The organism is Shewanella sp. M16, assembly GCF_018224605.1.
Classification (GTDB): Bacteria; Pseudomonadota; Gammaproteobacteria; order Enterobacterales; family Shewanellaceae; genus Shewanella; species Shewanella oncorhynchi.
This window is the reverse complement of the sequence record NZ_JAGTUL010000014.1, coordinates 101,986-126,440: the sequence shown is the minus strand read 5'-3', so window position 1 is coordinate 126,440 and position 24,455 is coordinate 101,986. Positions and strand designations below refer to the sequence as shown.

Sequence of the window (24,455 nt, the reverse complement as noted above, 5' to 3'; positions counted from 1 at the left end):
CTTGTGGAACCACCTGATCCCATCCCGAACTCAGAAGTGAAACGCAAACGCGCCGATGGTAGTGTGGGGTCTCCCCATGTGAGAGTAGGTCATCGCCAAGCGCCTAATTATCTCATTGAGATGTAACCAAGCCAGCTGAATAAGCTGGCTTTTTTGCGTCCGCAATTTGTTAAATCCAGCCTAGTGTCTATTCAATTAGTCAGTTTTCCTCCTATTTTTCTCTCGATAATCCCTTTTTTACCTTCCACGATACGAATAATTTGCACCATTTGGCTTTATATCAATTCTATTAATATCCGCTACAACTGTTCTATCAGATTCAGTTCTGGAGAATAAGGCTGCAGTTTTATCTCAGATTATAAAATCTTCTGCCATCTTTGTTTGATGCCCCCGCACAGTCCATCATGATCGCGGTATAGCGGCCAAAGAACGTAGCTGCAGAAGTTAAGGCGAGGTGCAGCTGCAATAATCGTAGTTTGCAAAAGGCGCTATGATGGCTTTGGATGGCGAGTAAGGGTGGTTATTTAGGATAGCCCTGATGATGAAACAAGCGATAAATATTGGCTTTTTTAAATGTGATACCAAATTCAGACGGAGTGAAATTAGGACTGAGTGAACTTAGCAACGTTCTTTCCCATCAACTGATTACCTTATGAAGATAAATTTTGCTGATGTACGAAGGCGTTAAGACACAATGGACAAACGAGCGTTTCGTATAAGCAATGATGGGAATTGGTATTGTGTGGTTTTCACGTATACACTTTTTTTACATTCCCCATCTAGCATCAGCTTTTAGGTTGAAATTTCAATGGAATTGCGTGGCTTATTGAGGTTATTGTCGCTATTGCTGTGTATGCCATTACTGGTGAATGCTGATCGTTTCATGGTGTCTAGTACTAAACTTGCGGATCAAGATGTTAGCGTCAAGTCTGCTGTTATAGTCCGTTATTGCGTTGATCCTGATTGGCTGCCCTATGAAGGAATACGAGAAGGTAAACATCTGGGGATTTCATCGGATTATATTCGTCATGTTGAGTCACATTCTTCCCTTAAGTTTCAGCTAGTGCCGACATCTTCTTGGACCGAAACTTTATCTTTTTTGCAAAGTGGTCAGTGCGATTTAACCCCTATGTTGAATAAAACGCTAATACGCGAGACTTATCTGCACTTCAGTGATGTCTATTTCCGCTCACCCAATGTGCTCGTTTCACTTAAAGAACAGCCTTTTCTGCAAGGATTGGAGAATATCAATACGCGTATTTTAGCCGTGCCCAAAGGTTATCGTTTAGCTGAGTATATTCAGCATTATTATCCTCAGATAGAAATGCTTACTGTTGCCAGTGAACCTGCGGGATTGCAGTCGGTTCTGGATAAACGTGCAGATCTGTTTGTTGGGTCAATGTTTTCGGTTAACGCTTACATTCAACAAATGGGATTTGAACATTTAAAAATTGCGGGTTGGGGCGGGCCGGAAGATGAGTTACGGATGGGGGTCGCTTATGGTCAAGAGTCCTTGTTACCTGTGATAAATAAAGCCTTAAACACTGTGAGTGAGCAAGAGCGGATCACGATTTATCAGAAGTGGAATAATGTGACTGTGATAGATGAGACTAACTATTCGCTTGTGTATCAAATTATCTGCGCGACGTGTCTGTTGCTCCTAATATTGGGAGCGAGAACTTACTTTATGAGTCAATATAATCGAAGATTAACCGATAAGAATAAGCAGTTGGAAACTTTACGCGAACAGCTTGAAGCGTCAAATGCCGAACTCGAATTTTTATCTACCCACGACCCCTTAACTAAATTGTATAACCGACATTACTTTAATCGCTTTTTTATTAATAACGAGCAGCATGATAAATCTGCTGGGGCAGGCATGTGCCTTGTAATGATTGATATCGACTACTTTAAAGAGATTAATGACACGCTAGGGCATAACGTCGGCGATCGCATTCTTGAGCAAGTGTCACAGGTATTACAGCACTGTGTGCGTGATTCTGATGTGGTTGCACGTTGGGGTGGCGAAGAATTTGTTATCCTCTGCCAACAGTCATCATTGCCATTAGTTGAAAGCTTGTGTGTGCGGATTGCGCAGAGGATTAACAATTATCAATTTACTGACAATGTTCACTTAACTTGTAGTTTTGGTGTCGCTAAGCTCGCAGAAAACGAACCTATACAATTGTGTTTTGAGCGGGCAGATCGAGCCCTTTATCGTGCTAAAGCACAAGGGCGTAATCAAATGTGCATCGACACGTAAGGGTTTACTCAAGACTGATTTGTGGTTATTTGGCTAAAAGACTGCGATTGAAGTGAGTCGCGGATATCATCTCTATTTTGGAGATAGGTATAACATGATTGTTCTAGCATCCATGCTTGCAGGTTAATGTTTGATGTTTGTACTGACGATATGATAGAAATCCCTTGAAAATCGCTTTATCCCATTAAAATGAGGTTTATTTAAGGTTTTTTATTGATTGAGTGAAAAATAAGCTAAAGTGTTTTACTTATCTGTTTTAGTTAGTGTTTATGGCTATTTACCTAAATTATTACGCGACTTTATCGTGAAAAAGTACTCTAGCCATTTGCGCCGAGCAGGGTTCCAATTTACAATATGCGCCTAAAATAATCTGATGTGCGGTGTGTCGGTGTTTGTCGCATACTCCGTCTACTTCTTAAACTACTCATTAAAGTTGAATCATGACCGAATTATCCAAATACAGAAACATTGGTATCTTCGCTCACGTTGACGCGGGTAAAACCACGACCACCGAGCGTATCCTTAAGCTAACCGGTAAAATCCATAAAATCGGTGAAGTTCACGATGGTGAATCTACCACTGACTTCATGGTACAGGAAGCTGAGCGCGGTATTACTATTCAGTCCGCTGCTGTAAGTTGCTTCTGGAAAGATCACCGTTTCAACGTTATCGACACCCCAGGACACGTTGACTTCACCGTTGAAGTTTATCGTTCTCTGAAAGTGCTTGATGGCGGTATCGGTGTATTCTGTGGTTCAGGCGGTGTTGAGCCTCAATCAGAAACTAACTGGCGCTATGCGAACGAATCTGAAGTTGCGCGTATTATCTTCGTAAACAAGTTAGACCGTATGGGTGCTGACTTCTTACGCGTTGTTAAGCAAACTAAAGACGTATTAGCTGCAACTCCACTGGTTATGGTTCTGCCAATCGGTGTTGAAGACGAATTCACTGGTGTTGTTGACCTATTAACTCGTAAAGCATACGTGTGGGATGATTCTGGTATTCCAGAAAACTTCGAAGTATTAGACGTTCCTGCTGATATGGTTGACATGGTTGAAGAATACCGTGAAATGCTGATCGAAACTGCAGTTGAACAAGATGATGCAGTGATGGAAGCGTACATGGAAGGCGAAGAGCCATCTATCGAAGACATCAAGCGTTGTATTCGTACTGGTACTCGCAAACTGGCATTCTTCCCAACATACTGTGGTTCTGCGTTCAAGAACAAAGGTATGCAACTGGTTCTTGATGCTGTTGTTGATTATTTACCAGCACCAGACGAAGTTGATCCACAACCATTGACTGACGAAGAAGGCAACGAAACTGGCGAATTCGCTATCGTTTCTGCTGATGAGCCATTAAAAGCGTTAGCGTTCAAAATCATGGATGACCGTTTCGGTGCCCTGACTTTCGTACGTATCTACTCAGGCCGTCTGAAGAAGGGTGATACCATCCTGAACAGCGCGACTGGCAAAACTGAACGTATCGGTCGTATGTGCGAAATGTACGCTGACGACCGTATTGAAATTGAATCAGCTCAAGCTGGCGACATTATCGCTATCGTGGGTATGAAGAACGTTCAAACTGGTCACACTTTATGTGACGTGAAACACCCAGTTACCTTAGAAGCTATGGTGTTCCCAGAGCCAGTTATCTCTATCGCAGTAGCGCCAAAAGATAAAGGCGGTTCTGAGAAAATGGGTATCGCTATCGGTAAGATGATCGCTGAAGATCCATCATTCCGCGTAGAAACTGACGAAGATTCAGGTGAAACCATCCTTAAAGGTATGGGCGAACTTCACTTAGATATCAAAGTAGACATTCTGAAGCGTACTTATGGTGTTGAATTGATCGTAGGTGAGCCACAAGTTGCTTACCGTGAAACCATTACTCAAATGGTTGAAGATCAATACACTCACAAGAAACAATCAGGTGGTTCTGGTCAATTCGGTAAGATCGAATATATCATCCGCCCAGGTGAGCCAAACACTGGTTTCGTGTTCAAATCTTCAGTTGTTGGTGGTAGCGTTCCGAAGGAATTCTGGCCAGCAGTTGAGAAAGGTTTCGCGAGCATGATGAACACAGGTACTATCGCTGGCTTCCCAGTGTTAGACGTTGAGTTCGAATTAACTGACGGTGCATTCCACGCAGTTGACTCATCAGCAATCGCGTTCGAAATCGCTGCTAAAGGCGCTTTCCGTCAGTCTATCGCTAAAGCTAAACCACAACTTCTTGAGCCAATCATGAAAGTTGACGTGTTCAGCCCAGATGACAACGTGGGTGATGTGATCGGTGACTTAAACCGTCGTCGCGGCATGATCAAAGACCAAGTTGCTGGTGTAACAGGTGTTCGCGTTAAAGCTGACGTACCGTTATCAGAAATGTTCGGTTATATCGGTACTTTACGTACAATGACTTCTGGTCGTGGTCAGTTCTCTATGGAGTTCTCACACTACAGCCAATGTCCAGCTAGCGTAGCTGAGAAAGTTGTTGCTCAAGTTAAAGAACGTAAAGCTGCTGAAGCTAAGAAGTAATTCTTAACTTATCTTGGCTAATATTTAGTTAGCTAATAAAAACCGCTGTCGGCTTCTAGGCTCGCAGCGGTTTTTTTATGGGAGAGATTCTACTGTAATCACCCACTACGGCTGACGAAGTTTCGTATCCCATTGTTTAAAAAATGTCAGTTCTCGCTTTATTTTCTCAGCGTTCAGTTTTTTGTTTACTCAATTCGAGCAAGGCCTTGGCCGCCGGTGTTAAAGGTAAACTTTGGCGCCAAATAAGCGCCAGATCCCATGTCATTGCGGGCTGCATAGGTTTAAAGACCAGTTTACTGGTGCTTAATCGATTGCAGATAGGCTCAGGTAAAATAGCGACGCCCATATCGGCTTCGACCATGGCGGCAAGGAAATCCCACTGGCCGCTGCGAAAGGCAATATTGAGTTGAACACCTGCTTTGCGACTGAGGCGATTAATCAGTTTAGCGAGGGAGAAGTCTTCGTTATAGAGGATAAAAGGATAGGGCTGGAAGTCCTGCCATTTTAAGTGGTCTTTCTCGGCTAAGGGATGTCCTTCAGGCAGGCATGCGAGTAAAGGGTACTTAGTCAGGGGTTGGTTGACGAGTTCTGTCTCATGGGTCGTGGGTAGCGCGGTAAAGGCGATATCGAGACTGTTATTGAGCAATGCTTGTTCGCAGCCGAATCCACCGTACTCATACATGTGTAGTTCAACTCCCGGATAACGCTTACGATAGCTAGTGAGCAAACCAATAATAAGACTGCTCATCATAGGACATACACCCAGTCGCAACCGCCCCGATTTGAGACCGCTAAGGTTACTCATGTCCTCCTGCAGTCTATGCCATTGGCCGAGTATTTCCCGTGCACTGTGCTCAAAGAGCTGACCAGCTTGAGTTAACTCAACCTTTTGGTTATTCCGGATCAGCAAGGTTTCACCAAGGCTTTCTTCAAGTCTCTGGATTATTTTGCTTAGTGTCGGCTGGGTGATAAAACATTTCTGCGCGGCGCGGGTAAAGTTTTCAGTTTCCACTAAGGTCAGAAAACACTGTAAGGTCTTGATTGGGATGTTCATGCTCAAATGGAATCCATATTATGGAATTTATTCATTTTACTAATGATAGCCTAAGTATTACTTTGACCTTGTTAACAAAACAGGGGAATACCGATGAAATCAAGTTCAAGTCTGTGGGTAGGTGCTTTGTGGCAGGCGGCTATGCCTGTGGCAAAAGATGTGCAAAACGCTAAAGCGGCGCAAGTAACTAAAACGGCTCCAGCGGGTGATTTGCATAAAGCAAAACAACAAGTAAACCCAGCCTAGGCTGGGTTTTTACTTTTCTGTGTTTTAGATTCTGCTCTTATTTTCATCTCCCTCGATTCTCACTTTGCCTTTTTAACTTCTGCTCAATCCCTTCCTTGATGAAAGTACTGTTCAGCAACGGACGCTGAGCCAGCGATAGACGTTTAGTTATCTATTTTATTCACTCGAATACTTCACTACTGATAGCAAAGCCAACTCATTAGGATAGGACGCTTAAATAGCAAAAAGCCACCCTAATCAATTCGGGTGGCTTGGCTTTGCAGGGGATGGAGATTTACTTGCCGGAGAATTGATTCTCGACGAGTGGTTGCTTGTTTTCGGCCTGAGCGACATGGCATTGAGTACAGGCATAGTTATGTCCGTTAACTGTGCCTTTATCATCAATCACGTGGGACTTAGCTACTGGCGTGGCTTTCATGCGTTTTGCCTTGTCCCAACTATGGCAGCTTAAACAGCCATTTTTATCTAAGGTGATCTTGTAATCGTCCTTATGTGGGATGAGCGGGGGTTGCTCGCTAAAACTGCGCTCAATGGCGGTGCCGCGACTAGGATAAATCGCCATGGCATCGGCTGGGCGAATGTCGGTGATCGCCATGTTTCCTGCGAGGGATTGAATATTAACTGGTGCTACGTTGGTGTCGGTTTGCTGGCCTGAACAGCCGGTAATGGCGACGAGTAACGCAGTTAAGGTGAGTATTTTTCTCATTGGTTATTCTCCGCCTTGAAGACTTTCACTGGGCATTTTTTAAAGTCAGTTTCTTTTGACAGGGGATCGGTCGCATCCAATATCAGTTTGTTGACTAACTGGCGCGCATCGAAGAAAGGCATAAATACTACGCCGCGTGGCGGTTTGTTACGGCCTTTGGTTTCAACTCGGGTTTTCACTTCTCCGCGCGGTGAGGCAACTATGACTTCGTCACCACGTTGTACGCCGCGAGCTTTCGCATCTTCTGGATGCATAAAAATCTGCGCGTCGGGGTAGGCACGGTAAAGCTCTGGTACGCGGGCTGTCATTGAGCCAGTGTGCCAATGCTCCAGCACGCGGCCAGTCGACATCCACAAATCGTATTCTTCATTCGGCTCTTCGGCGGCGGGCTCATAGGGCAGGGCGAAAATCACCGCTTTGCCATCTGGCTTGCCATAGAATTTAAAGCCTTCACCCGCTTTGACATAAGGATCGCTCCCCTCAACGAAACGGCGCAGAGTTTCTTTGCCATTAACGACTGGCCAGCGTAGGCCGCGGGTTTCGTGGTAACGGTCAAAGTCGGCTAAATCATGGCCATGGCCACGACCGAAAGCTGCATATTCTTCGAAAATACCTTTTTGCAGGTAGAAACCGAAGTGTTCACTCTCATCGTTTAATTCGGCTTTGCAATCGGAAGTTGGGAACTTGTCGATCACGCCATTGGCAAATAGCACTTCATATAAGGTTTTATCCGCGTATTCCGGTTGTTTGGCTATCAGTTCGGCTGGCCAGACTTCGGAGACTTTGAATCGTTTCGAAAATTCGACTAGTTGCCACAGATCTGAGGTTGCGCCTTCTGGAGCTTTTACTTGTTGATGCCACATATGAGTACGGCGCTCGGCGTTGCCGTAAGCTCCTTCTTTCTCGACCCACATTGCCGTTGGCAAAATTAAATCTGCCGCCATAGCTGTGATGGTTGGATAAGGATCTGAAACCACGATAAAGTTTTCTGGGTTACGAAAGCCAGGGTAAATCTCATCGTTGATGTTAGGGCCAGCCTGCATATTATTGGTACACATGGTCCAGTAGCAGTTGAGCTTGCCATCTTTGAGCATACGGCTCTGGAGTACGGCATGGTAGCCAGGTTTGGCGGGAATCGTCCCAGCAGGTACTTGCCATAGTTTTTCGGTAATGGCGCGGTGTTTGTCGTTAGTGACTTCCATATCGGCGGGTAAACGATGGGCGAAAGTACCGACTTCACGTGCAGTACCGCAAGCCGAAGGTTGACCGGTTAACGAGAATGGACTGTTACCCGGTGTGGCAATTTTGCCCGTGAGCAAATGGATGTTGTAAAGCATGTTGTTCGCCCACACGCCGCGAACGTGTTGGTTAATGCCCATGGTCCACAGACTCATGACTTTAACGTTAGGGTCGGCATAGGCTTTGGCTAAAATATCCAGCTTCTCAGGCTCGACGCCACTCATCTTGGCGGCATATTCCAGCGTATAAGTGCTGACAAACTTGGCATACTCGTCAAAGCTAATGGGCGTGGATTTACCATTGCCTGGATTTTTAGCTTTTTTCTCTAATGGATGATCTGGACGCAGGCCATAGCCGATATCATCTACCCCAAGGGCAAACTTAGTGTGTTTGGTGACAAAGTCGGTATTAACGGCTTTATTTTCAATAATGTAATTGGCGATATAGTTGAGGATCACTAAGTCCGACTGTGGGCGGAACACCATAGGGTTATCGGCTAAATCGAAGCTGCGGTTCTCAAAGGTCGACAGCACATGCACTCGGCACGTTGGACTGCTTAAACGTCTATCGGATATTCGTGCCCACAGAATTGGGTGCATCTCAGCCATGTTTGCGCCCCAGAGCACAAACTGATCGGCGGCTTCTAAATCGTCATAACAACCCATGGGTTCATCGATACCGAAGGTGCGCATAAAGCCGCCTACGGCTGAGGCCATGCAGTGGCGCGCATTGGGATCTATGTTGTTGGTAAGGAAACCTGCTTTATGAAGTTTAGAGGCGGCATAACCTTCCCAAATAGTCCATTGGCCGGAGCCAAACATACCCACTGACGTCGGACCTTTGGTGGCTAGACTGTGTTTCCATTTCGCGGCCATAGTATCGAAGGCCACATCCCAGCTGACTGGGGTGAACTCACCTTCTTTATGGTATTTACCGTCTTTCATCCGCAGCAATGGCGTTGTTAATCTGTCCTTGCCGTACATGATTTTTGATAGGAAATAACCTTTAATACAGTTAAGGCCACGGTTGACTGGACTCTCAGGATCGCCCTTAGTAGCAACGACTTTACCCGCTTTGGTGCCGACTAATACGCTACAACCCACACCGCAAAAGCGGCAAGGGGCTTTATCCCATTTGATATTGTCTGGCTGTTCGGCGGCTTCAACCATTTTAATGGGAAGCGTGACACCAACGGCTGTTGCGGCGGCAACCGCTGCGTTGGCCTTGAGAAACTCGCGGCGGCTTATGCTCATAATCTTTCCTCACTCTCTTGTTCTAAAGGTGCGACTTGGTGGTAAATCAAACTGGCAGATAACACGCCGGACAGGGCATTGATGGCTTCAATATTGTCGAGTATCGCCCTTTGGCTACTCCCTTCGAGGGTGACAACCAATTTTCCCTCGGGCGTAACCGCATGAATATCGGCGCCGATTAATGAGCGGATATTGGCTTCAACCTGCTGTAAGACTTTAGGTGCGGCATGCACCACAAGGCTGGTGACGTGGTATTCCTGACTCATAAGGGCTGACCTGTAGTGGCTGTTAACTCGGTTGCTTAATATTAAAAAGGAGAGCAACCGAGTACTGATACTGGTGAGTCTAGACCTGATGATAAATGTGGGTATACCTCACAAGAGGTATTGAAAGCGATAGTCGATCCGGATCAAAGTTTTGCGAGTGATCTAACTCCCAGTTTGATATTTAAGCGGTTAGCACTGTCCTCACTAGGACATAGTGAGGAGTACATTTATGGAGAATACTATTGTGCATATCTGGAACCCGTGAACATTAACGGAAGCACAAGTGTGTAGATACGAATCCTATACTTTTTACCAATTACAGGTGTTTATAAAATTTCTGAGTAAGAGCAATAGCTGACGTGAATGTTTGCGAAATCCTGCGATAGAACATATTTAGGTATAATTAGTTATATTCACATTGTTTAGTATATATAAGACGTTAATAGCCCGTTAGCTCCATATAACCCGTACCTGTATGGCTGCCAGAGAGATGCACTGGGCCTTCCCAGTAGGGCGTTGATAATGGCATAGCGCTATTGGGATTGAGCGGGGTGATAGTGAGATCGATATTTTCGCTGGGGATTTTGACTTGCCAGCTAACGGGATAGTCGCCATTGACTGTGTGTTGCCATCTAAGAGGCGTCATCTGAATGTCATTGGGATTGTCAGTGGAATTAATGTTGCGCCCTGTGCCATCGGCAAACATTCTTCTGGCGCTATAAAATGCTGAGATAGGTGCATTCTTTGCGGACTCTGCCGGAGACTGATCCCGTAGCTGAAACAACATCAGCGTCGAGCCATCATTTAACCTGAGCGCGAACCAATCCCAGCCCTGTTGCGTTTTAGTGAGGAATTGCGAGCTCCATTCCCTGTCGAGCCAGCCTTGGCCTGTGACTCGCTCCATTTTGCCATTGCGGTTGATTTCACCTGAAATTTCAATAAAGGGTTGGCTGTAATAGTAAGAGGCCACTTGGCCGTCGCGACTTTTAAGGCTATAGCCGTTAACGCCTTGGTATTGCAGTGGCGCTTGGCTATTCAGCTGAAGTCGATAGCTAAAATCAGGATTCTCCACCGTTAAGGTCGCGGGAAAGAGTGCATTGGTTTCGCTCTGCCAGTGCCAGTTATCGAGGCGGATTTGATAAGGATCTAATTTCACCTCGGCAAACTCGCTATGGCGGCGTGACCACTTTTCGTGGGCCAAGTGAGCATTACTCGAGGTTAATGCACTGTGGGCTAAATAAAGCTGCTGAGTCTCCCAAGTGGATTCACTTTTGGGCGTTGCATCTGTTACTTGCGGAACTATTATTTGTGGAGCGATTGTTTGCAGAGTTGTGGGTTTCAGGGCGACTCTAAACTGCGTCCACTGAGCGCCGAGTTGCTCACCTTTTTCTGTGGTCAAATTCGCGGTTAGATACCACCATTCTTGGCGAAAACTGTTATGTGCTAAGTGATCCCGCGGAAATTCAAATTTATAACCGAGAACGACAGGGGTAAAGGCCGAATCATCTTGATTATTCGAGTTTTTCCCTACCACATTGGCCATGGATTTAGATTGAGTGCTTTGAGTCGATGGCGTTTTGTCACAGCCGCCGATAAGCATTAACCCAACCACTGCCCATATAATACTGAGTGTCTTCATCACAGTGTCTCCTGTTGCAGACTGGCGACCAGTGGTTTGCGGGTTTGCCAATACAGCGGTAAGAGTACGGCTAAGGTGCAGGTGGTTAAGGCAATCAATATTGCATGGCCGTAAGCTTGCCAATCCCAAATCATTTTTATCGTCCAGCCAAAGGCTTGCAAGGTGATCTTATTAATAAGCAGGTAACCTAGTAGCGCGCCCGTTGGCATAGCGAGCAGGCAAGTGATCAGCACCACAATCAACATCTGCATAAACACCATACCGCGCAGAGCATTACGACTGACGCCGAGGGAATACAGCCGTGCCAGTGGCGCTTGCCTTGCCTGAGTCAACATTAAGCAGGCACTAAAGAGGCCAATCGCGGCGACAATCAAGGTTAAACTATTCAGCACTAAGGTAATGGAAAAAGTGCGTTTAAACATAGCGATAGCTTGGGTTTTAATCTTAGTTTGGCTGTAGATTTGTGCTTGGGATAAACCTAACTCAGTCGCCAGTTGGACTTGTAGTTGATCCAGTTCTGCTTCACTTATCCTACTGCCTTGCTCTTTACCGTGAAAACTTGCCGCTAAACTGACTGGCAGTACAGGTAAATGGGCCCGTTGCCAAAGTGGCTGGCTGATAATGACCTCGTTTCGGGTATTGCCGTGGTCATAATAAATGCCGCCAATAATGGCTTTGCTGTTACCTGTTTTCTTGAGCACATCCAATGACACAGTATCACCAAGCTGTAATTGGTATTTGATGGCAAGAGGTTCGCTCACCAATACAACGGGTGCATTAAAGTAGGATTGCCACAATGTGGGCAGGCTTTCCTTAAGCGCACTGGTGTGCCGAGTCGAAAATTCATCGCGGCTGAGTAGGCTCACCGGAATTGTCTGCTCGCTCGGATTATCCGTCGAAACTGGCAGTGAAAGCAGGGCTTCAATTTGCCACTGCTGGTAAAGACCGCTGACTCTAGGATCGTGTATCAATTGGGTTTGAATAGTGTCGATACGCTGGCTCGGTGGGCGGATATAGAGATCGGCATGCAAGCGAGTTTCTAGCCAAGTTCGCAGGGTTTGCTCGAAGCTTCCAACGAGGGTGTTCATCGACACATTGGCACTGAGCGCCAGTAAGATCGCCATCATAGCAAGGGAAAGAGGTGCAATAAGCTCACGGGTTTCGGCGAGAAGATATTGCCATAATCCAGGACGTGCCAAGGGCATTAACGCACTGACGCCCCAATGCAATAATTGTGGTAACAATAAGGGAATAGCGATAGCGACGATACCGAGCAACACTAAGCTGATGTTATAGCTTTGGCTGAAGGGAAACAGCAACGCCGCTAAGGTCAATAAGCCACAGGCTAAGGCAAATTGAATGCTATGGGTTTTGCGGTGTGCCTGCATTTGCTGATAACGATTCGCCCCTTGTGCCAATGCTTGGCGCGTAAGATCTAAATACAAGGGCAAGCAAGCGGCGAGCGCGGCAATTAAAGTGAGGGCAATTGCCTCAAAAAGCCAAGTCCATTGCCAAATACCGGGGAGTAAGTGGGCGCCATACATTTGCTCTAAGGTCATGGCGACCATAGGTTGCAGCCAGTGGCTGAGTTGCAAACCACTGATAAAGCCCAGACTTGAGCCTATGACAACTAACAAAATTAATTCGAACATCAGTGCCGTCATCAAGGCGCGGCGCTCAATTCCCTGTTGTAATAACTGTACTAACAATTTTTGCCGCTTCATTAGGCTGTAGCGCACACCGTTATAGGCGATAAAGAGGCCGACAACGAAGGCTAACATGCTCATGGCATTAAGATTAAGGTGAAAACTGCGGGTCAGCGCTATCAGCGCTTGGCCTTGATCTTGCTGGCTAAAGCTGGCCTTTTGCGGCGTAATCCCTAAAGCGTCGAGTTGGGATTTTAGTTTAGGTAGGTTTTCTCGCTCACTGAACATGGCGATATAGCTCAATCTGCCTTGCATGTTTAGTAATCGCTGGGCGAGGGACATATCGGTCAAGATGGCGCTGCCGAGACCAAAACTGTCATCAATTACAATGACATCTAAGGTGCTATTTTCTAAAACAAGTTTACCGTCGGGCGCCACTTTGGCAGCTAGGCTGCGGCTCATGATTACTGTGGCTGCGCCGTTGAGGAGATCGGCAAGCGGTAAGTCATTCATCTGTGGCGAGGTGGCTGATTGTGTGTCAGTCGAAGCGTTACTTCTCGATTTTTGTAGTGTTAATGCGGCGACCAAATCGCTGCCTTCCAGTTGCCAGAACTGACCGTTTTTACCGGAGATTTTGCCACTTACGACGGCGAGACTCTGACTTAATCCGGCTCGTCTCAAGGCGAAATAGACAGATTCATCTAAAGTGTTTTGTCCTAGGGGCGGCGTGAGTAGCACATCGGCGCGTTGACTCAGTAACTCAGTCGCATCGCTATAACTGCGCACTGCATTGTCGTTGGTTGCTTTAACCCCAATCAGCAGAGTCACTGCCAAGGCGATACCGAGCAGAATGGCACCTGCTTGTATAGGCGCATGGCGATAATGGGCGATAAAAACCTTTAGGCTAAGCCACGTCAGCCTCAGCCAAGTTAACTTTAGCCTTGTTTGCTTAAGCCCAGCCTGTTTAAGTTCTGTTTGCTTAAGTTCTGTGGGAGTCGCCTTAGTGAACGGTTTATTGTTCATAGATAGCGACTGCACCTTGGGATAAGTGCCAACGTTTTTGCATAAAGGCGGCGCATTCTTCGCTGTGGGTGACCATTAAGATACTGGTTTGGCTTTCCCGTGCCAGTTCACACAGTAATGCCATTACTTGTTTGCCTGATACATCATCTAAGTTACCCGTAGGTTCGTCGGCCAGTAGCAAGGTCGGTTTATGGGCTAAGGCGCGGGCGATGGCGACACGCTGTTGTTGACCGCCTGACAGTGCTTCAACTTGGCGGTGAAGTAATGGCAAGAGCCCTAGTTTTTCAACCAGATAGTCACACCAAGGCGACCATGGCTGCGCGGTTAAACTTAAGGAGAAGGCGATATTGTCTTTCACGTTGAGTGGCGTGAGTAAGTTAAATTGCTGAAACACGACACCTAAGGAATTACGTCTGAAACGGCTCCACTCTTTATCTTGCCAAGTAGAGGTGGACGCTTGTTCTAGCAAGATTTCACCCGAGTCTGGCATTTCAAAACCGGCAATTAGATTGAGCAAGGTGCTCTTACCGCTGCCGCTGGGACCTGTAAGCGCCACGGTTTCACCTCTGTGGATCTGTAGATTAACCGCTTGCAGTACTTGATGATATTGCTCACCATCGCGAAAGCCTTTGGTGACTTGGTTAAGCTTAGCGACGTCGGCCATTGAGCAACTCCTTTATATCCATTGGCGGCGGGTGTGGTAAGCAGTGTTTCAAACTGCGGTGGCAACTTATTTAGTGGCCGTAATTTAGCATTGCCATTCTATGTTCAAGATAAAGCATTTTCTATTCAGATAGATACTGATTTTTCTTGTAATAGGATCATCCACGGGGTAACAAAACATAAATCGTCATTTGGTGTAAAAATAGTCAACTGGATTAAATCCTCTGCGAACTGTGAGCAAACGGCTTGAGCTGACGCCGCATTTGTTGCATTCTGTGCGTCCTGTTAGCTTGGGAGTATGTCTCAATCTAGCAATCCGTTCGGATGAAGGTAGCAGGAGAGTGGGGAATTGACCCCACACCGACGAGGCAACTTTGGTTTTACAGAAGCGAGTCTTCTTATAAAAACAAAGCACTCTTTCAGGTGCCGATAGGCGTGGACTGTTACTGGACGAGCCTCTGGAGAGACTACCAGTTGCACTCATTGTGCAATCAGGTGGCGCCGAAGGCGAAAGTGTCGTGGTGTTATTGTATAACCTGCGATGCGAAACGCTCAGGCAAAAGGACAGAGGAGAGGATGACTGCACAGTCCCTGTCGTTTGTCGTCGTGGGCTATTTTTACTCTTTTGCTTGAGATGGAGCACTTTTGCTCTTATTGAAAGCACTCGTGTAGAGCTCTCGCTTGCTACGCTTTTAGCGTTCAGCTTAGGCGATTCTCGGCCGAGATTAGGTCAAAATAGTTCGCTATAGCGTCCGACTGCGGCGCGTCACAGCCATTTCTTTTCCTCCTCCGTTTATTAATTTTGTTGTTTAATATTCGAGGAATATCATGAGTTTTCAAGCTTTACTTGCCAGTATTAATGGCATCGTCTGGGGCCCAATTACCCTTTGTTTGCTGGTGGGTACAGGGGTTTACCTCACTGTGCGTCTCAAGCTTATCCAAGTATTTCGTCTGCCGATGGCGATGGGATTGTTGTTTAAACCCGCCAAAGGTCATGGGGATTTATCTTCCTTTGCCGCGCTTTGTACGGCGCTGTCCGCCACTATCGGTACCGGTAATATTGTCGGCGTGGCGACGGCAATAAAAATGGGCGGGCCAGGTGCGTTATTTTGGATGTGGCTGGCGGCATTTTTCGGCATGGCGACTAAATATGCTGAGTGTATGTTGGCGGTAAAGTACCGTACCACCGATGCTCGTGGGCAGATTGCGGGTGGCCCTATGTATTATATCGAGCACGGCCTTGGTCTACCTTGGATGGCGAAATTGTTTGCTCTCTTTGGGGTTGGTGTGGCCTTTTTCGGTATCGGTACTTTTGCACAGGTTAACGCCATCAGCGATGCACTGACTATTGCCTTTGAGGTGCCGACTTGGTTGACCGCGACCGTGTTGACTGTGTTAGTTGCTGCAGTCACTTTGGGTGGCGTAAAGCGCATTTCAAATGTGGCGCAAAAACTTGTGCCTGCGATGTCGATTGGTTATGTGCTGGCCTGCGTGTGGATCTTAGTCGGATTTTCTGAGCAGATTTTACCCGCCTTAGCTTTAGTGATTGAATCTGCCTTTACGCCACTCTCGGCAGCGGGAGGATTTTTAGGGGCAACAGTCGCACAGGCTATTCAAATCGGTATTGCCCGAGGTGTGTTCTCGAACGAATCTGGCCTTGGTAGTGCACCCATTGCCGCCGCTGCCGCTAAGACCAATGAACCCGTTGAGCAAGGTCTCGTCAGCATGACGGGTACTTTCTTCGATACTATTATCATTTGCACTATGACGGGCTTAGTGCTGATTATCACTGGGGTATGGAGTGGTGAGACTGCGGGTGCCGCGATGACGAGTGCTGCTTTTACTCTGGGAGGTTCAGCGCTTGTGGGTCAGTATTTGGTGACGATTGCGCTAGTGTGTTTTGCGTTTACAACGATTTTGGGCTGGCATTATTATGGTGAACGCTGTTGGTATTACTTAGTCGGTGAGCGCGGGCTACGCATGTATCAAGTGGTGTTTTTGGTGCTGATTGCCGGTGGTGCTTTTATCAAACTGGATGTGATTTGGTTGTTGGCCGATACGGTTAATGGTTTGATGGCTATCCCTAACTTGATCGCCATTGTGGGCTTGAGGCATATCATTATCGCCGAAACCCAAAGTTATTTTGCTCGTATCTTACCTAATCAAACCTTAGAGACGGCTTCTTAGAGACGGCTTATTAGTATTGTTAAAACAATAAATTACTTCACATTATTTTAACTTTGACATTGTCGCCACTAAATTCTTCGTTTACTTTATAAGTGCTATTTTTAAATGCAGTGCTTATAAAATCGGGGGCTTTAGGGCGACACCATGGAAAAAAGTAAACTTCGTACTTTTCGCAGTAGGATTTTATCCCACATAGCCTTGCCTCTCATTTTAATTATGGCGAGTGTCTATGGTGTAAACGCTTGGTTTAGTTATATCTCCTCAGAGAATCGGCTTTACCATAGCCTGACACAAGAGGCGAGTCATTCGGCTTCTCGTCTGCAGTTTCTGCTCGAGCATGCGCAGGCCAAAACCCAAGGTCTTGCTGATTTTATTGGTTTTTTGTCAAGTAAAGAAGACATGAATGACACTGAGAGTGTTAAAAGTGTCTTGATGAATCGAGTCAAACGTAATCCTGATTTTTTTGGCTCCGCAGTCGCATTTAAACCGAACACCTTTCCTAATCGCAAGCTCTTTTCTCCCTATGTTTACCGCGACACCAGTGGCAGCGACGATCTCCATTATCTCGATATTGGCGCTGAAGGCTACGACTATACCGATGGCACTTGGGATTGGTGGAGCAAGGCTATCAATCAAGCGAACGGTTATTGGTCAAAGGCATACTTTGATGAGGGGGCGGGAAATATTCTGATGTTGACCTATTCAGCTCCTTTTGGTGAGGTAGACAATTATTTTGGGGTCGCCACGGTTGATTTAGCTTTAGATGGATTGCCAAAACAATTGGGGATTGCACCAAATCGTCTGGTGGTTTTAGACGATCAAGGGCGGCTGATTTATCATATAGATAAAGAAAAAGTACTGGCAACGACTTCAGCCCAGTGGCTCGATAAGAATAAAGATAAAAATGCCGATTTTTGGACGCTACAGGATAAAAGGCTTGATGGTCAAGCAAGGTTTGTCGATAACCAAGATGTTGTTTATCTTGCGAGTATTGCGACTGTACCGCATTTAAAGTGGCGTGTGATTGTATTAGCGCCAGAACAAGATTTATTCAACTCTCTGCTTGATGATCTGGCATCTATCATCCTCAATTTAAGCTTATTAACCCTCTTATTATTGCTGACTTGTTATCTGGCGGCGAAACGGTTAACTCGGCCGTTAGAGCTACTCGAGTCGGGTATCTTGTCCTTTGGACAGGGTAAAACTCAGCAGCTTATTGTACCTAAAGGTGCCGTAAGTGAGATTGTGACGCTGAGTAATACCTTCAATCAAATGGCGGAATTACTTGCAGAACGTGAACAAGCCATTCTTGATTCCCGCGGTAATCGCTTTGCGCGCCTAATTGATGGTATGAGTGATAAATCTTTCTATTGTTCCCTCGAACCTAATGGCCAACTCGCCCAGGTTAGTGAGGGGGTAACTAAGGTGCTGGGGATCTCCCCTGATTTGCTCAAGCGCAAATATCAAAGGCTCTTCTCGGCTAATCCCCTCAATGAGAAGAATTGGGAATATACCGATTTAGCCTTAAAGGGCCAGAATGTGCCTTCGCATCAAGTGGAAATGCTGGATGAAAAAGGGTATTTAAGAAGGCTCGATGTCTTTATGCAGCCATTATTATCAGATACTGGTGAGTTAATGTCGGTGGAAATGTTATTTACCGATGTTACTGAGCAGTTTTCGGCGGCGGCTTGGTCAAATGCCGTGCTTGAGGCTGCGCCTGAGGCCATGTTGATTGTCGACCAACAGGGGTTAATCGTTTTTACTAACAGTCGTTGCCAGCAGCTTTTTGGATTTGATACAGGGGCTATGTTGGGTTTGAAAGTTGAGCAGTTACTGCCACAAGAATTGGGAACCCGACATGTTCTTGAGCGACAACAATTCCTTCGCGAAGGCCGCGATAGAGGCATGGCAAATGCGCGTCATGTTCGGGCTTTAAAAGCCGATGGTAATGAATTTATTGCGGAAATTGCGCTGAGTATGCTCCCTGCGGATGCGGATGGACAAAAGCAAGTTGCAGCTTCGATTCGCGATATGACGGATAAAATTGCGGTTGAACTTAAAATTCGGGAGAGTGAGGAGCGTTTTCGTGGATTGGTCTCCAATATCCCTAGCGCCGTATATCGTTTACGTATTGGCGATATTTGGGTAATGGAATATATCAGTGACAATATTGGTGAAATTACGGGATATGCCGCAAGCCAATTTATCAATAATCAGAATCGTACTTATATCTCTTTGATCATCGAGGAAGATCGGGGCTTCTGCCTGCAGGAAATGGATAAAGCACTCGCACTTCAAGCTACCTTTGAAGTGGAATATCGTATCCGCCATCGCGATGGCAGTGTGCGCTGGGTGCATGAGAAAGGTAAGGCAAGTTATACCGAAGAGGGCGTTCCACTTTGGTTCGACGGCAGTATTGATGACATCACAGAGAGTAAGCTTGCTATAGGGCAGTTGGAGGCTTCGCGCCTGCAATTGACCAATATTACAGAGTCTATTCCTTGTACCGTGTACCAATTGTTGTGGCACTCGCCTACTGATCGCAGATTTACCTTTCTCTCTGGTGCGGCAATGAAAATGCTGGGTCTACATCGTGATGATCTTATTAGTAATTTTGACATCATCGCTGAGCGGATTTTTGATGACGAAAGGCCGGATGTCGTGCGGGCACTTTCGGGTAAGAGTGAAGATAGGTTTCAATGGATCCGCGAGTTTCGTTATCGCCATCCCAATGGCAGCATACGTTGGATGGAGGCGGGTGCGAGCGGCCATGTTGAAGAGGATGGCGCTATTACTTGGAATGGGTATGTAATGGACATCACCCAACGCAAGAGCATAGAACAAGAGTTAGCCCTCAGTGAAGCGCACTTTAAGGCACTGTTCGATGGTGCGACCATTGGTATCGTCAATGTGGATGTTAAAGGCGTTATCTTAGATTGTAATGACCAATTCTGTGCCGATATGGCGCGGTCACGGGAGAGTTTACGCAATACCGCAATTTTTGAGGTCCTTAGCGCGCAAGATAAGCTTATTGCCAAGGCGCAATTTCAGGAGTTGGTTGAAGGTAAGATTGATCATTATCGCGGCGAGCGCAGTTTTATTCGTCCTTCTGGTGCGCCTTTATGGATGACGGTCAATGTGTCGGCATTGTTAGATGCCCAAGGACAATTTGAATCGGCTGTGATCAGCATGGTCGATATGACAGAGCTTAAATTGCTCTCCGATGAACTGTTACTTGCCAAAGAGCAAGCCGATGCCGCCAGTAAAGCCAAAGGTGACTTCTTGGCTAATATGTCCCATGAAATACGCACCCCGATGAACGCCATTATCGGCATGTCGCAGCTGTGCTTGCAGACTGAGCTTGATCAAAAACAGAAAAATTATGTAGAGAAGATTGAGCGGGCATCGCAGTCTTTACTATCAATTATCAATGATATTCTGGATTTCTCTAAGATTGAAGCGGGTAAGCTCGACATAGAATCTGTGCCATTTCAGCTCGACACTATGTTGGAAGATCTCAGCGATATGTTTTCTGAGAAAGCCGCCCACAAACAGATTGAATTATTGTTTGCCGTTGCGCCCAACGTGCCTCGTTATCTGTTAGGGGATTCGCTGCGATTAGGGCAAGTGTTGATTAATCTGATGAATAACGCCATTAAGTTCACCGAACGGGGTGAGGTGTTATTGTCGCTAAGCTTAGTTGAGCAGCAAGATGATGATGTCGTGCTGCGTTTTAGCGTGCGTGACAGCGGCATAGGCTTAACTGAGCAGCAGCAAGCAAAATTATTTAAATCCTTTACCCAAGCGGATACTTCAACCACCCGTAAATACGGTGGTACAGGCTTAGGCTTGGCTATTTGCAAGCAACTCGTTGAACTCATGGGGGGCAATATTGGTGTCGAAAGTCAATTTGGTCATGGTAGCACCTTCTATTTCACTGTGAAGTTACAAATTTCCGAGGGCCAAAAATTAGTGCTTGAGCAAGAGCTTGAGGGCATGTCTGTGCTGGTGGTAGATGATAACGCGACCGCCAGAGACATAATGCGTACAACGCTCGAAAGTATGGGCTTTAGAGTCGATACGGTTCGTTCAGGTGAAGAAGCAATAAGCCGCTGTTTACTGCAGACCTATGAAGTGGCATTAATCGATTGGAAAATGCCCAATATGGACGGGTTAGAAACCGCTCGTCAGATCCAACTACAGGCTAAGTCTCAGCCTAAGATCTTGATGGTATCCGCCCATGCTAATCATGAATTTATCACTCAAATTGAGCAATTAGCACTGGCGGGGTACATCAGTAAACCCATCAGCGCCTCACGCATGCTCGATGGCATAATGAATGCGATTGGCCGTGAAGGCATATTGCCAGTGAGACGCCGCACTGAAGAGCTGGCGCCGCAGTTATTATTGCCGCTTCAAGGGAAACGTATCTTATTAGTGGAAGATAACGAGATGAATCTCGAAGTCGCCAGCGAGTTTTTAGAGCAAGTGGGGATTATTTTATCCATAGCGACCAATGGCCAAATCGCCTTAGATAAGCTATCTCAACAGCATTTCGATCTAGTGTTGATGGACTGCCAAATGCCGGTGATGGATGGTTATCAAGCCACTAAAGCGATAAGGAAAAGGCCTGAGTTGGCAAATTTACCTGTCGTCGCTATGACTGCTAATGCGATGGCTGGTGATAGAGATATGTGTCTTAGGGCAGGGATGAATGACCATATTGCCAAGCCCATAGAAGTGAATGTGCTCTATCAAACCCTATTGAAATACCTCGGATCTTCTGGAATTTCTGCTGCGATAAGGGCGGAAGCCTCAACTCAGTTAACTTCGTCCAGCGCACAGGGGGAAGTCAGCAATGGCGCTGATAAAACGGTATTGCTCAAGTGGCCAGAACACCCTGAGTTGGATATTGATAGAGGTTTGCAACTGGTGCAGCATTCGACGCGTCTTTATCAACGAATCTTTGATCGTTTCGTGAGCAGTCAACGTAATGTGGTGGAGCAGGTTCGCAAAGCCATCGCGGCGAATCAAGTCGACGATGCCGTGCGTATCGCCCACACCCTTAAAGGCTTAGCGGGTAATTTAAGTTCGGCAAAATTGGTGGAATTAGCGCGTTTGCTTGAGTTGCATTTAACAGAGAAAGCGCCCTATGAAGATGAGTTAGTTCAAATTCAACCGCTAGTGGCCTCTATCTGTGATGCGATTGAACACGCCAAACCAGCAGCGGTGAATCAAGCCGAGCCTCAAGCGGTGGACTTGCTATCAGATGAGGACTTGAGAGCCGCATTACGGGTCTTACGTCAGAATCTAGATGAAGCCGATGCCAGTGCTGTGGCAAAAATTGATGCGTTAAAGCCGAAGGTGAGTAGTGCAATGTGGCAAACATTAAGCCCCGCTTTATCTATGATTAACCAGTATCAGTTTGATGAGGCAATCGACTTAATTGACGATGTGATTACACAGTTAGGATAGAAAGCGGTAGCGCGAATTTATAATGCCTGACATTGAGTGGAGTTGTTAATGGAAAAAGCAACAATATTAGTCGTCGATGATACACCTGAGAATATTGATATTTTGATTGGTATTCTAGGTGATGATTATAAAGTCAAAGTGGCGATCGATGGGCCAAGGGCATTAGCGTTAGTGACAAAATCGCGGCCTGACTTGATTCTTCTCGATGTCATGATGCCTGGTATGAATGGCTATGAAGTCTGCAAGCTGCTAAAGCAAGAGCCGCTGACCAGCCATATTCCGGTGATCTTCGTGACCGCCTTATCTGAAATTGCTGATGAAGCCCAAGGTTTTGCATTGGGCGCGGTGGATTACATTACTAAGCCTGTCAGTGCGCCTGTCGTTAAAGCGCGAGTTAAAACGCATCTTGCGCTCTATGATCAAAAACGTCTACTCGAACAACAAGTTAAAGTTCGTACTCACGAATTAGAAGAAACCCGTTTCGAGATTATCCGTCGTCTTGGCCGTGCCGCTGAATACAAAGACAACGAGACAGGTCTACATGTTGTGCGCATGAGTCATTACGCCCGCATTTTAGCGATAAAGCTCGGCTTACCGACAACCTTTTGTGACTTGATTTTTAACGCGGCGCCTATGCACGATATTGGTAAAATCGGTACGCCCGATGCTGTGCTGAAAAAGCCTGGGAAACTTGATGCGCAGGAATGGGAAATTATGCAGCAGCACGCCGCCATAGGTGCAGAAATTATTGGTGAACATAGCGATCCGTTATTGCAAATGGCCCGTCGTATCGCCTTAACTCACCATGAGAAGTGGGATGGTTCAGGTTACCCCAATGGCTTGGTAGGTGAAGAAATTCCCCTTGAAGGGCGTATCACCGCGATTGCTGATGTGTTCGATGCGCTGACTTCGCAACGGCCTTACAAGCAGGCTTGGACGATTGAAGCAACTATGGAGCTATTTGAAAATCAAGCGGGAAAACATTTCGATCCTAAGCTGGTGGAGGAGTTCAAGCAAATCCTGCCAGAAGCAATTGCCATTCGAGATACTTATTTAGAAAATTGATGCTCGAAGTGCATTGACTAAGATAAAGGCGCCATTGGCGCCTTTATTCTGCTTCAATATTTTATATTAATCATATTAAATCAAAGCATTACGCTTCATCTAATGAGTAGGGTAGGGCTTGGATCGTTAAATGTGATTGTTCATCGTCGGCAAAACGTAGTTGAGTATCATTAGCCGTGTCATTAGGAAGTACGGCGGTTAACAAGACTTGGTTGCCGCGCTGTACAAACTCAATGATTTGACCGCCACGGCGAAAACTGTCTTCCATCGCGATTTCAAGGCCTGATGCTAGGTTGATTTGAAGATTGGTGTGACCGCGCAAAATATACAGGGCGCGTTTATTACCACCGCGATATTTCATTCGCGCTATGGTTTCTTGTCCCATGTAACAGCCCTTATTGAAGCTGATACCGTTAACCGCTTGTAGATTACACATCTGCGGTACGTACTGACTGGCATGGCTGGCGGCAAGGTTGGGGTAACCTGCTGCAATCTCTAACGCTTGCCATGCACTGGCGTCAAATACACTCAGTTCCGATTGCGCAACTAAAGCCGCTGCGGCATCTGGTGTTAATACTAAAATAAAACGTTCAGCGTCTTTTAAAATCGCACCATTTTCAATGAGTGTGAGCTCTTGCTGAATGTCACCAAAATGTTTGTTCACGAATTGGCTTGCCTGTTCACCGGCAACCCCGAGCAGAGTCCACTCAGCGGATGCATTGCTTAGGGTGGCTTTACTAAAAACGGCATATTTTTGTAACTGGGGTAAATCGACTTCGATGGCATCCTTTGGCATCAACATAAAGAGTGCATCTTGAATGGCAAAGGTTCTGAAACTGGCCAGCATTTTACCTTTAGGATCGCAATGGGCGCCCCAGCGCCATTGATCTGTGGCCAATGAGCTGATGTCTGTGGTCACTTGGCCATGGATAAAACTGCGGCCTTGTTCTCCAACGACTTTGATGAGGCCCAAATGAGATAAGTTGGCAAGCATAAGTGGAGGCAAGGTAGCGTCCAGATCCCAATGGGGCGTAGAAACTGAAATAGTCATAGCGAGATCCTGAAAATGAAGACGATGTGAGAGGCTAGATTGTAACGGAATTCCAGTTGGCTCAAAAGCATAAGGCGCACATATCTGTGAATGATCTGTGCGCCTTAATATGTGTGCTTTAGTCGATAGGCTTAAAGCGAGTGGA

Annotated in this window: 14 protein-coding genes, 1 rRNA gene, 1 pseudogene and 1 riboswitch; of the genes and pseudogenes, 7 read left to right on the top strand and 9 right to left on the bottom strand. The window is 46.3% G+C overall.

Features of this window, described 5'->3' with window-relative positions; genetic code table 11:
• Positions 1-101, top strand: a 5S ribosomal RNA gene (gene rrf, locus KFE26_RS11520); the annotation flags it as partial.
• 390 nt (positions 102-491) lie between these two features.
• Here rrf and KFE26_RS24400 read toward each other — a convergent pair.
• Positions 492-601 (bottom strand): annotated as a pseudogene (locus KFE26_RS24400) (IS630 family transposase); the annotation flags it as partial.
• Positions 602-808: 207 nt separating this feature from the next.
• Here KFE26_RS24400 and KFE26_RS11515 point away from each other — a divergent pair.
• Both KFE26_RS11515 and fusA read left to right on the top strand, forming a co-directional pair.
• Positions 809-2,263, top strand: a complete 1,455-nt coding sequence (locus KFE26_RS11515) for a diguanylate cyclase (RefSeq protein WP_212600475.1) — start codon at positions 809-811, stop codon at positions 2,261-2,263.
• Positions 2,264-2,703: 440 nt separating this feature from the next.
• Entirely contained in the window at positions 2,704-4,797 is a 2,094-nt protein-coding gene (fusA, locus tag KFE26_RS11510; RefSeq protein WP_105251504.1) for an elongation factor G, read from the top strand.
• A 166-nt stretch (positions 4,798-4,963) separates the two neighbouring features.
• Here fusA and KFE26_RS11505 read toward each other — a convergent pair whose 3' ends face one another.
• Complete coding sequence (locus KFE26_RS11505; protein WP_105251505.1) at positions 4,964-5,851, bottom strand: LysR family transcriptional regulator; 888 nt, start codon at positions 5,849-5,851, stop codon at positions 4,964-4,966.
• A gap of 93 nt (positions 5,852-5,944) precedes the next feature.
• On the opposite strand from KFE26_RS11505, the gene KFE26_RS11500 reads away from it, so the two are divergent.
• Positions 5,945-6,097, top strand: coding sequence for a hypothetical protein (locus KFE26_RS11500; RefSeq protein ID WP_081729124.1), 153 nt, complete (start codon positions 5,945-5,947; stop codon positions 6,095-6,097).
• A gap of 274 nt (positions 6,098-6,371) precedes the next feature.
• Here the strand turns inward: KFE26_RS11500 and napB are convergent, their stop codons facing one another.
• The 6 genes from napB to KFE26_RS11470 form a co-directional block, all read right to left on the bottom strand.
• Entirely contained in the window at positions 6,372-6,803 is a 432-nt protein-coding gene (gene napB / locus KFE26_RS11495) for a nitrate reductase cytochrome c-type subunit NapB (RefSeq protein WP_113939717.1), read from the bottom strand.
• The gene (gene napA / locus KFE26_RS11490; RefSeq protein ID WP_212600474.1) at positions 6,800-9,295 is read right to left on the bottom strand and encodes a nitrate reductase catalytic subunit NapA; all 2,496 of its coding nucleotides are present in this window, start codon (positions 9,293-9,295) and stop codon (positions 6,800-6,802) included. The genes napB and napA overlap by 4 nt, the downstream gene beginning before the upstream one ends.
• Complete coding sequence (locus KFE26_RS11485; RefSeq protein WP_212600473.1) at positions 9,292-9,561, bottom strand: chaperone NapD; 270 nt, start codon at positions 9,559-9,561, stop codon at positions 9,292-9,294. Before KFE26_RS11485 ends, napA begins: the two co-directional genes overlap by 4 nt.
• A gap of 439 nt (positions 9,562-10,000) precedes the next feature.
• Complete coding sequence (locus tag KFE26_RS11480; RefSeq protein WP_212600472.1) at positions 10,001-11,200, bottom strand: lipocalin-like domain-containing protein; 1,200 nt, start codon at positions 11,198-11,200, stop codon at positions 10,001-10,003.
• A complete protein-coding gene (locus KFE26_RS11475; protein ID WP_212600471.1) occupies positions 11,200-13,869 on the bottom strand; it encodes an ABC transporter permease in 2,670 nt (889 codons plus the stop codon). The genes KFE26_RS11480 and KFE26_RS11475 overlap by 1 nt, the downstream gene beginning before the upstream one ends.
• A complete protein-coding gene (locus KFE26_RS11470; RefSeq protein ID WP_212600470.1) occupies positions 13,859-14,533 on the bottom strand; it encodes an ABC transporter ATP-binding protein in 675 nt (224 codons plus the stop codon). Before KFE26_RS11470 ends, KFE26_RS11475 begins: the two co-directional genes overlap by 11 nt.
• A 447-nt stretch (positions 14,534-14,980) precedes the next feature.
• Positions 14,981-15,110, top strand: a riboswitch (glycine riboswitch).
• A 250-nt stretch (positions 15,111-15,360) separates the two neighbouring features.
• Between KFE26_RS11470 and KFE26_RS11465 the strand changes: the two genes are divergently transcribed.
• The 3 genes from KFE26_RS11465 (at position 15,361) to KFE26_RS11455 (ending at position 23,259) form a co-directional block, all read left to right on the top strand.
• Positions 15,361-16,719 (top strand): sodium:alanine symporter family protein, encoded by a 1,359-nt coding sequence (locus KFE26_RS11465; protein ID WP_212600469.1) that lies wholly within the window; start codon positions 15,361-15,363, stop codon positions 16,717-16,719.
• A 144-nt stretch (positions 16,720-16,863) separates the two neighbouring features.
• Positions 16,864-22,194, top strand: coding sequence for a PAS domain S-box protein (locus KFE26_RS11460; protein ID WP_212600468.1), 5,331 nt, complete (start codon positions 16,864-16,866; stop codon positions 22,192-22,194).
• A 48-nt stretch (positions 22,195-22,242) separates the two neighbouring features.
• Positions 22,243-23,259 (top strand): two-component system response regulator, encoded by a 1,017-nt coding sequence (locus KFE26_RS11455; protein WP_028759378.1) that lies wholly within the window; start codon positions 22,243-22,245, stop codon positions 23,257-23,259.
• An 88-nt stretch (positions 23,260-23,347) separates the two neighbouring features.
• Here KFE26_RS11455 and ygfZ read toward each other — a convergent pair whose 3' ends face one another.
• Positions 23,348-24,310 (bottom strand): tRNA-modifying protein YgfZ, encoded by a 963-nt coding sequence (gene ygfZ, locus KFE26_RS11450; RefSeq protein ID WP_212600467.1) that lies wholly within the window; start codon positions 24,308-24,310, stop codon positions 23,348-23,350.
• Positions 24,311-24,455 lie beyond the last annotated feature (145 nt).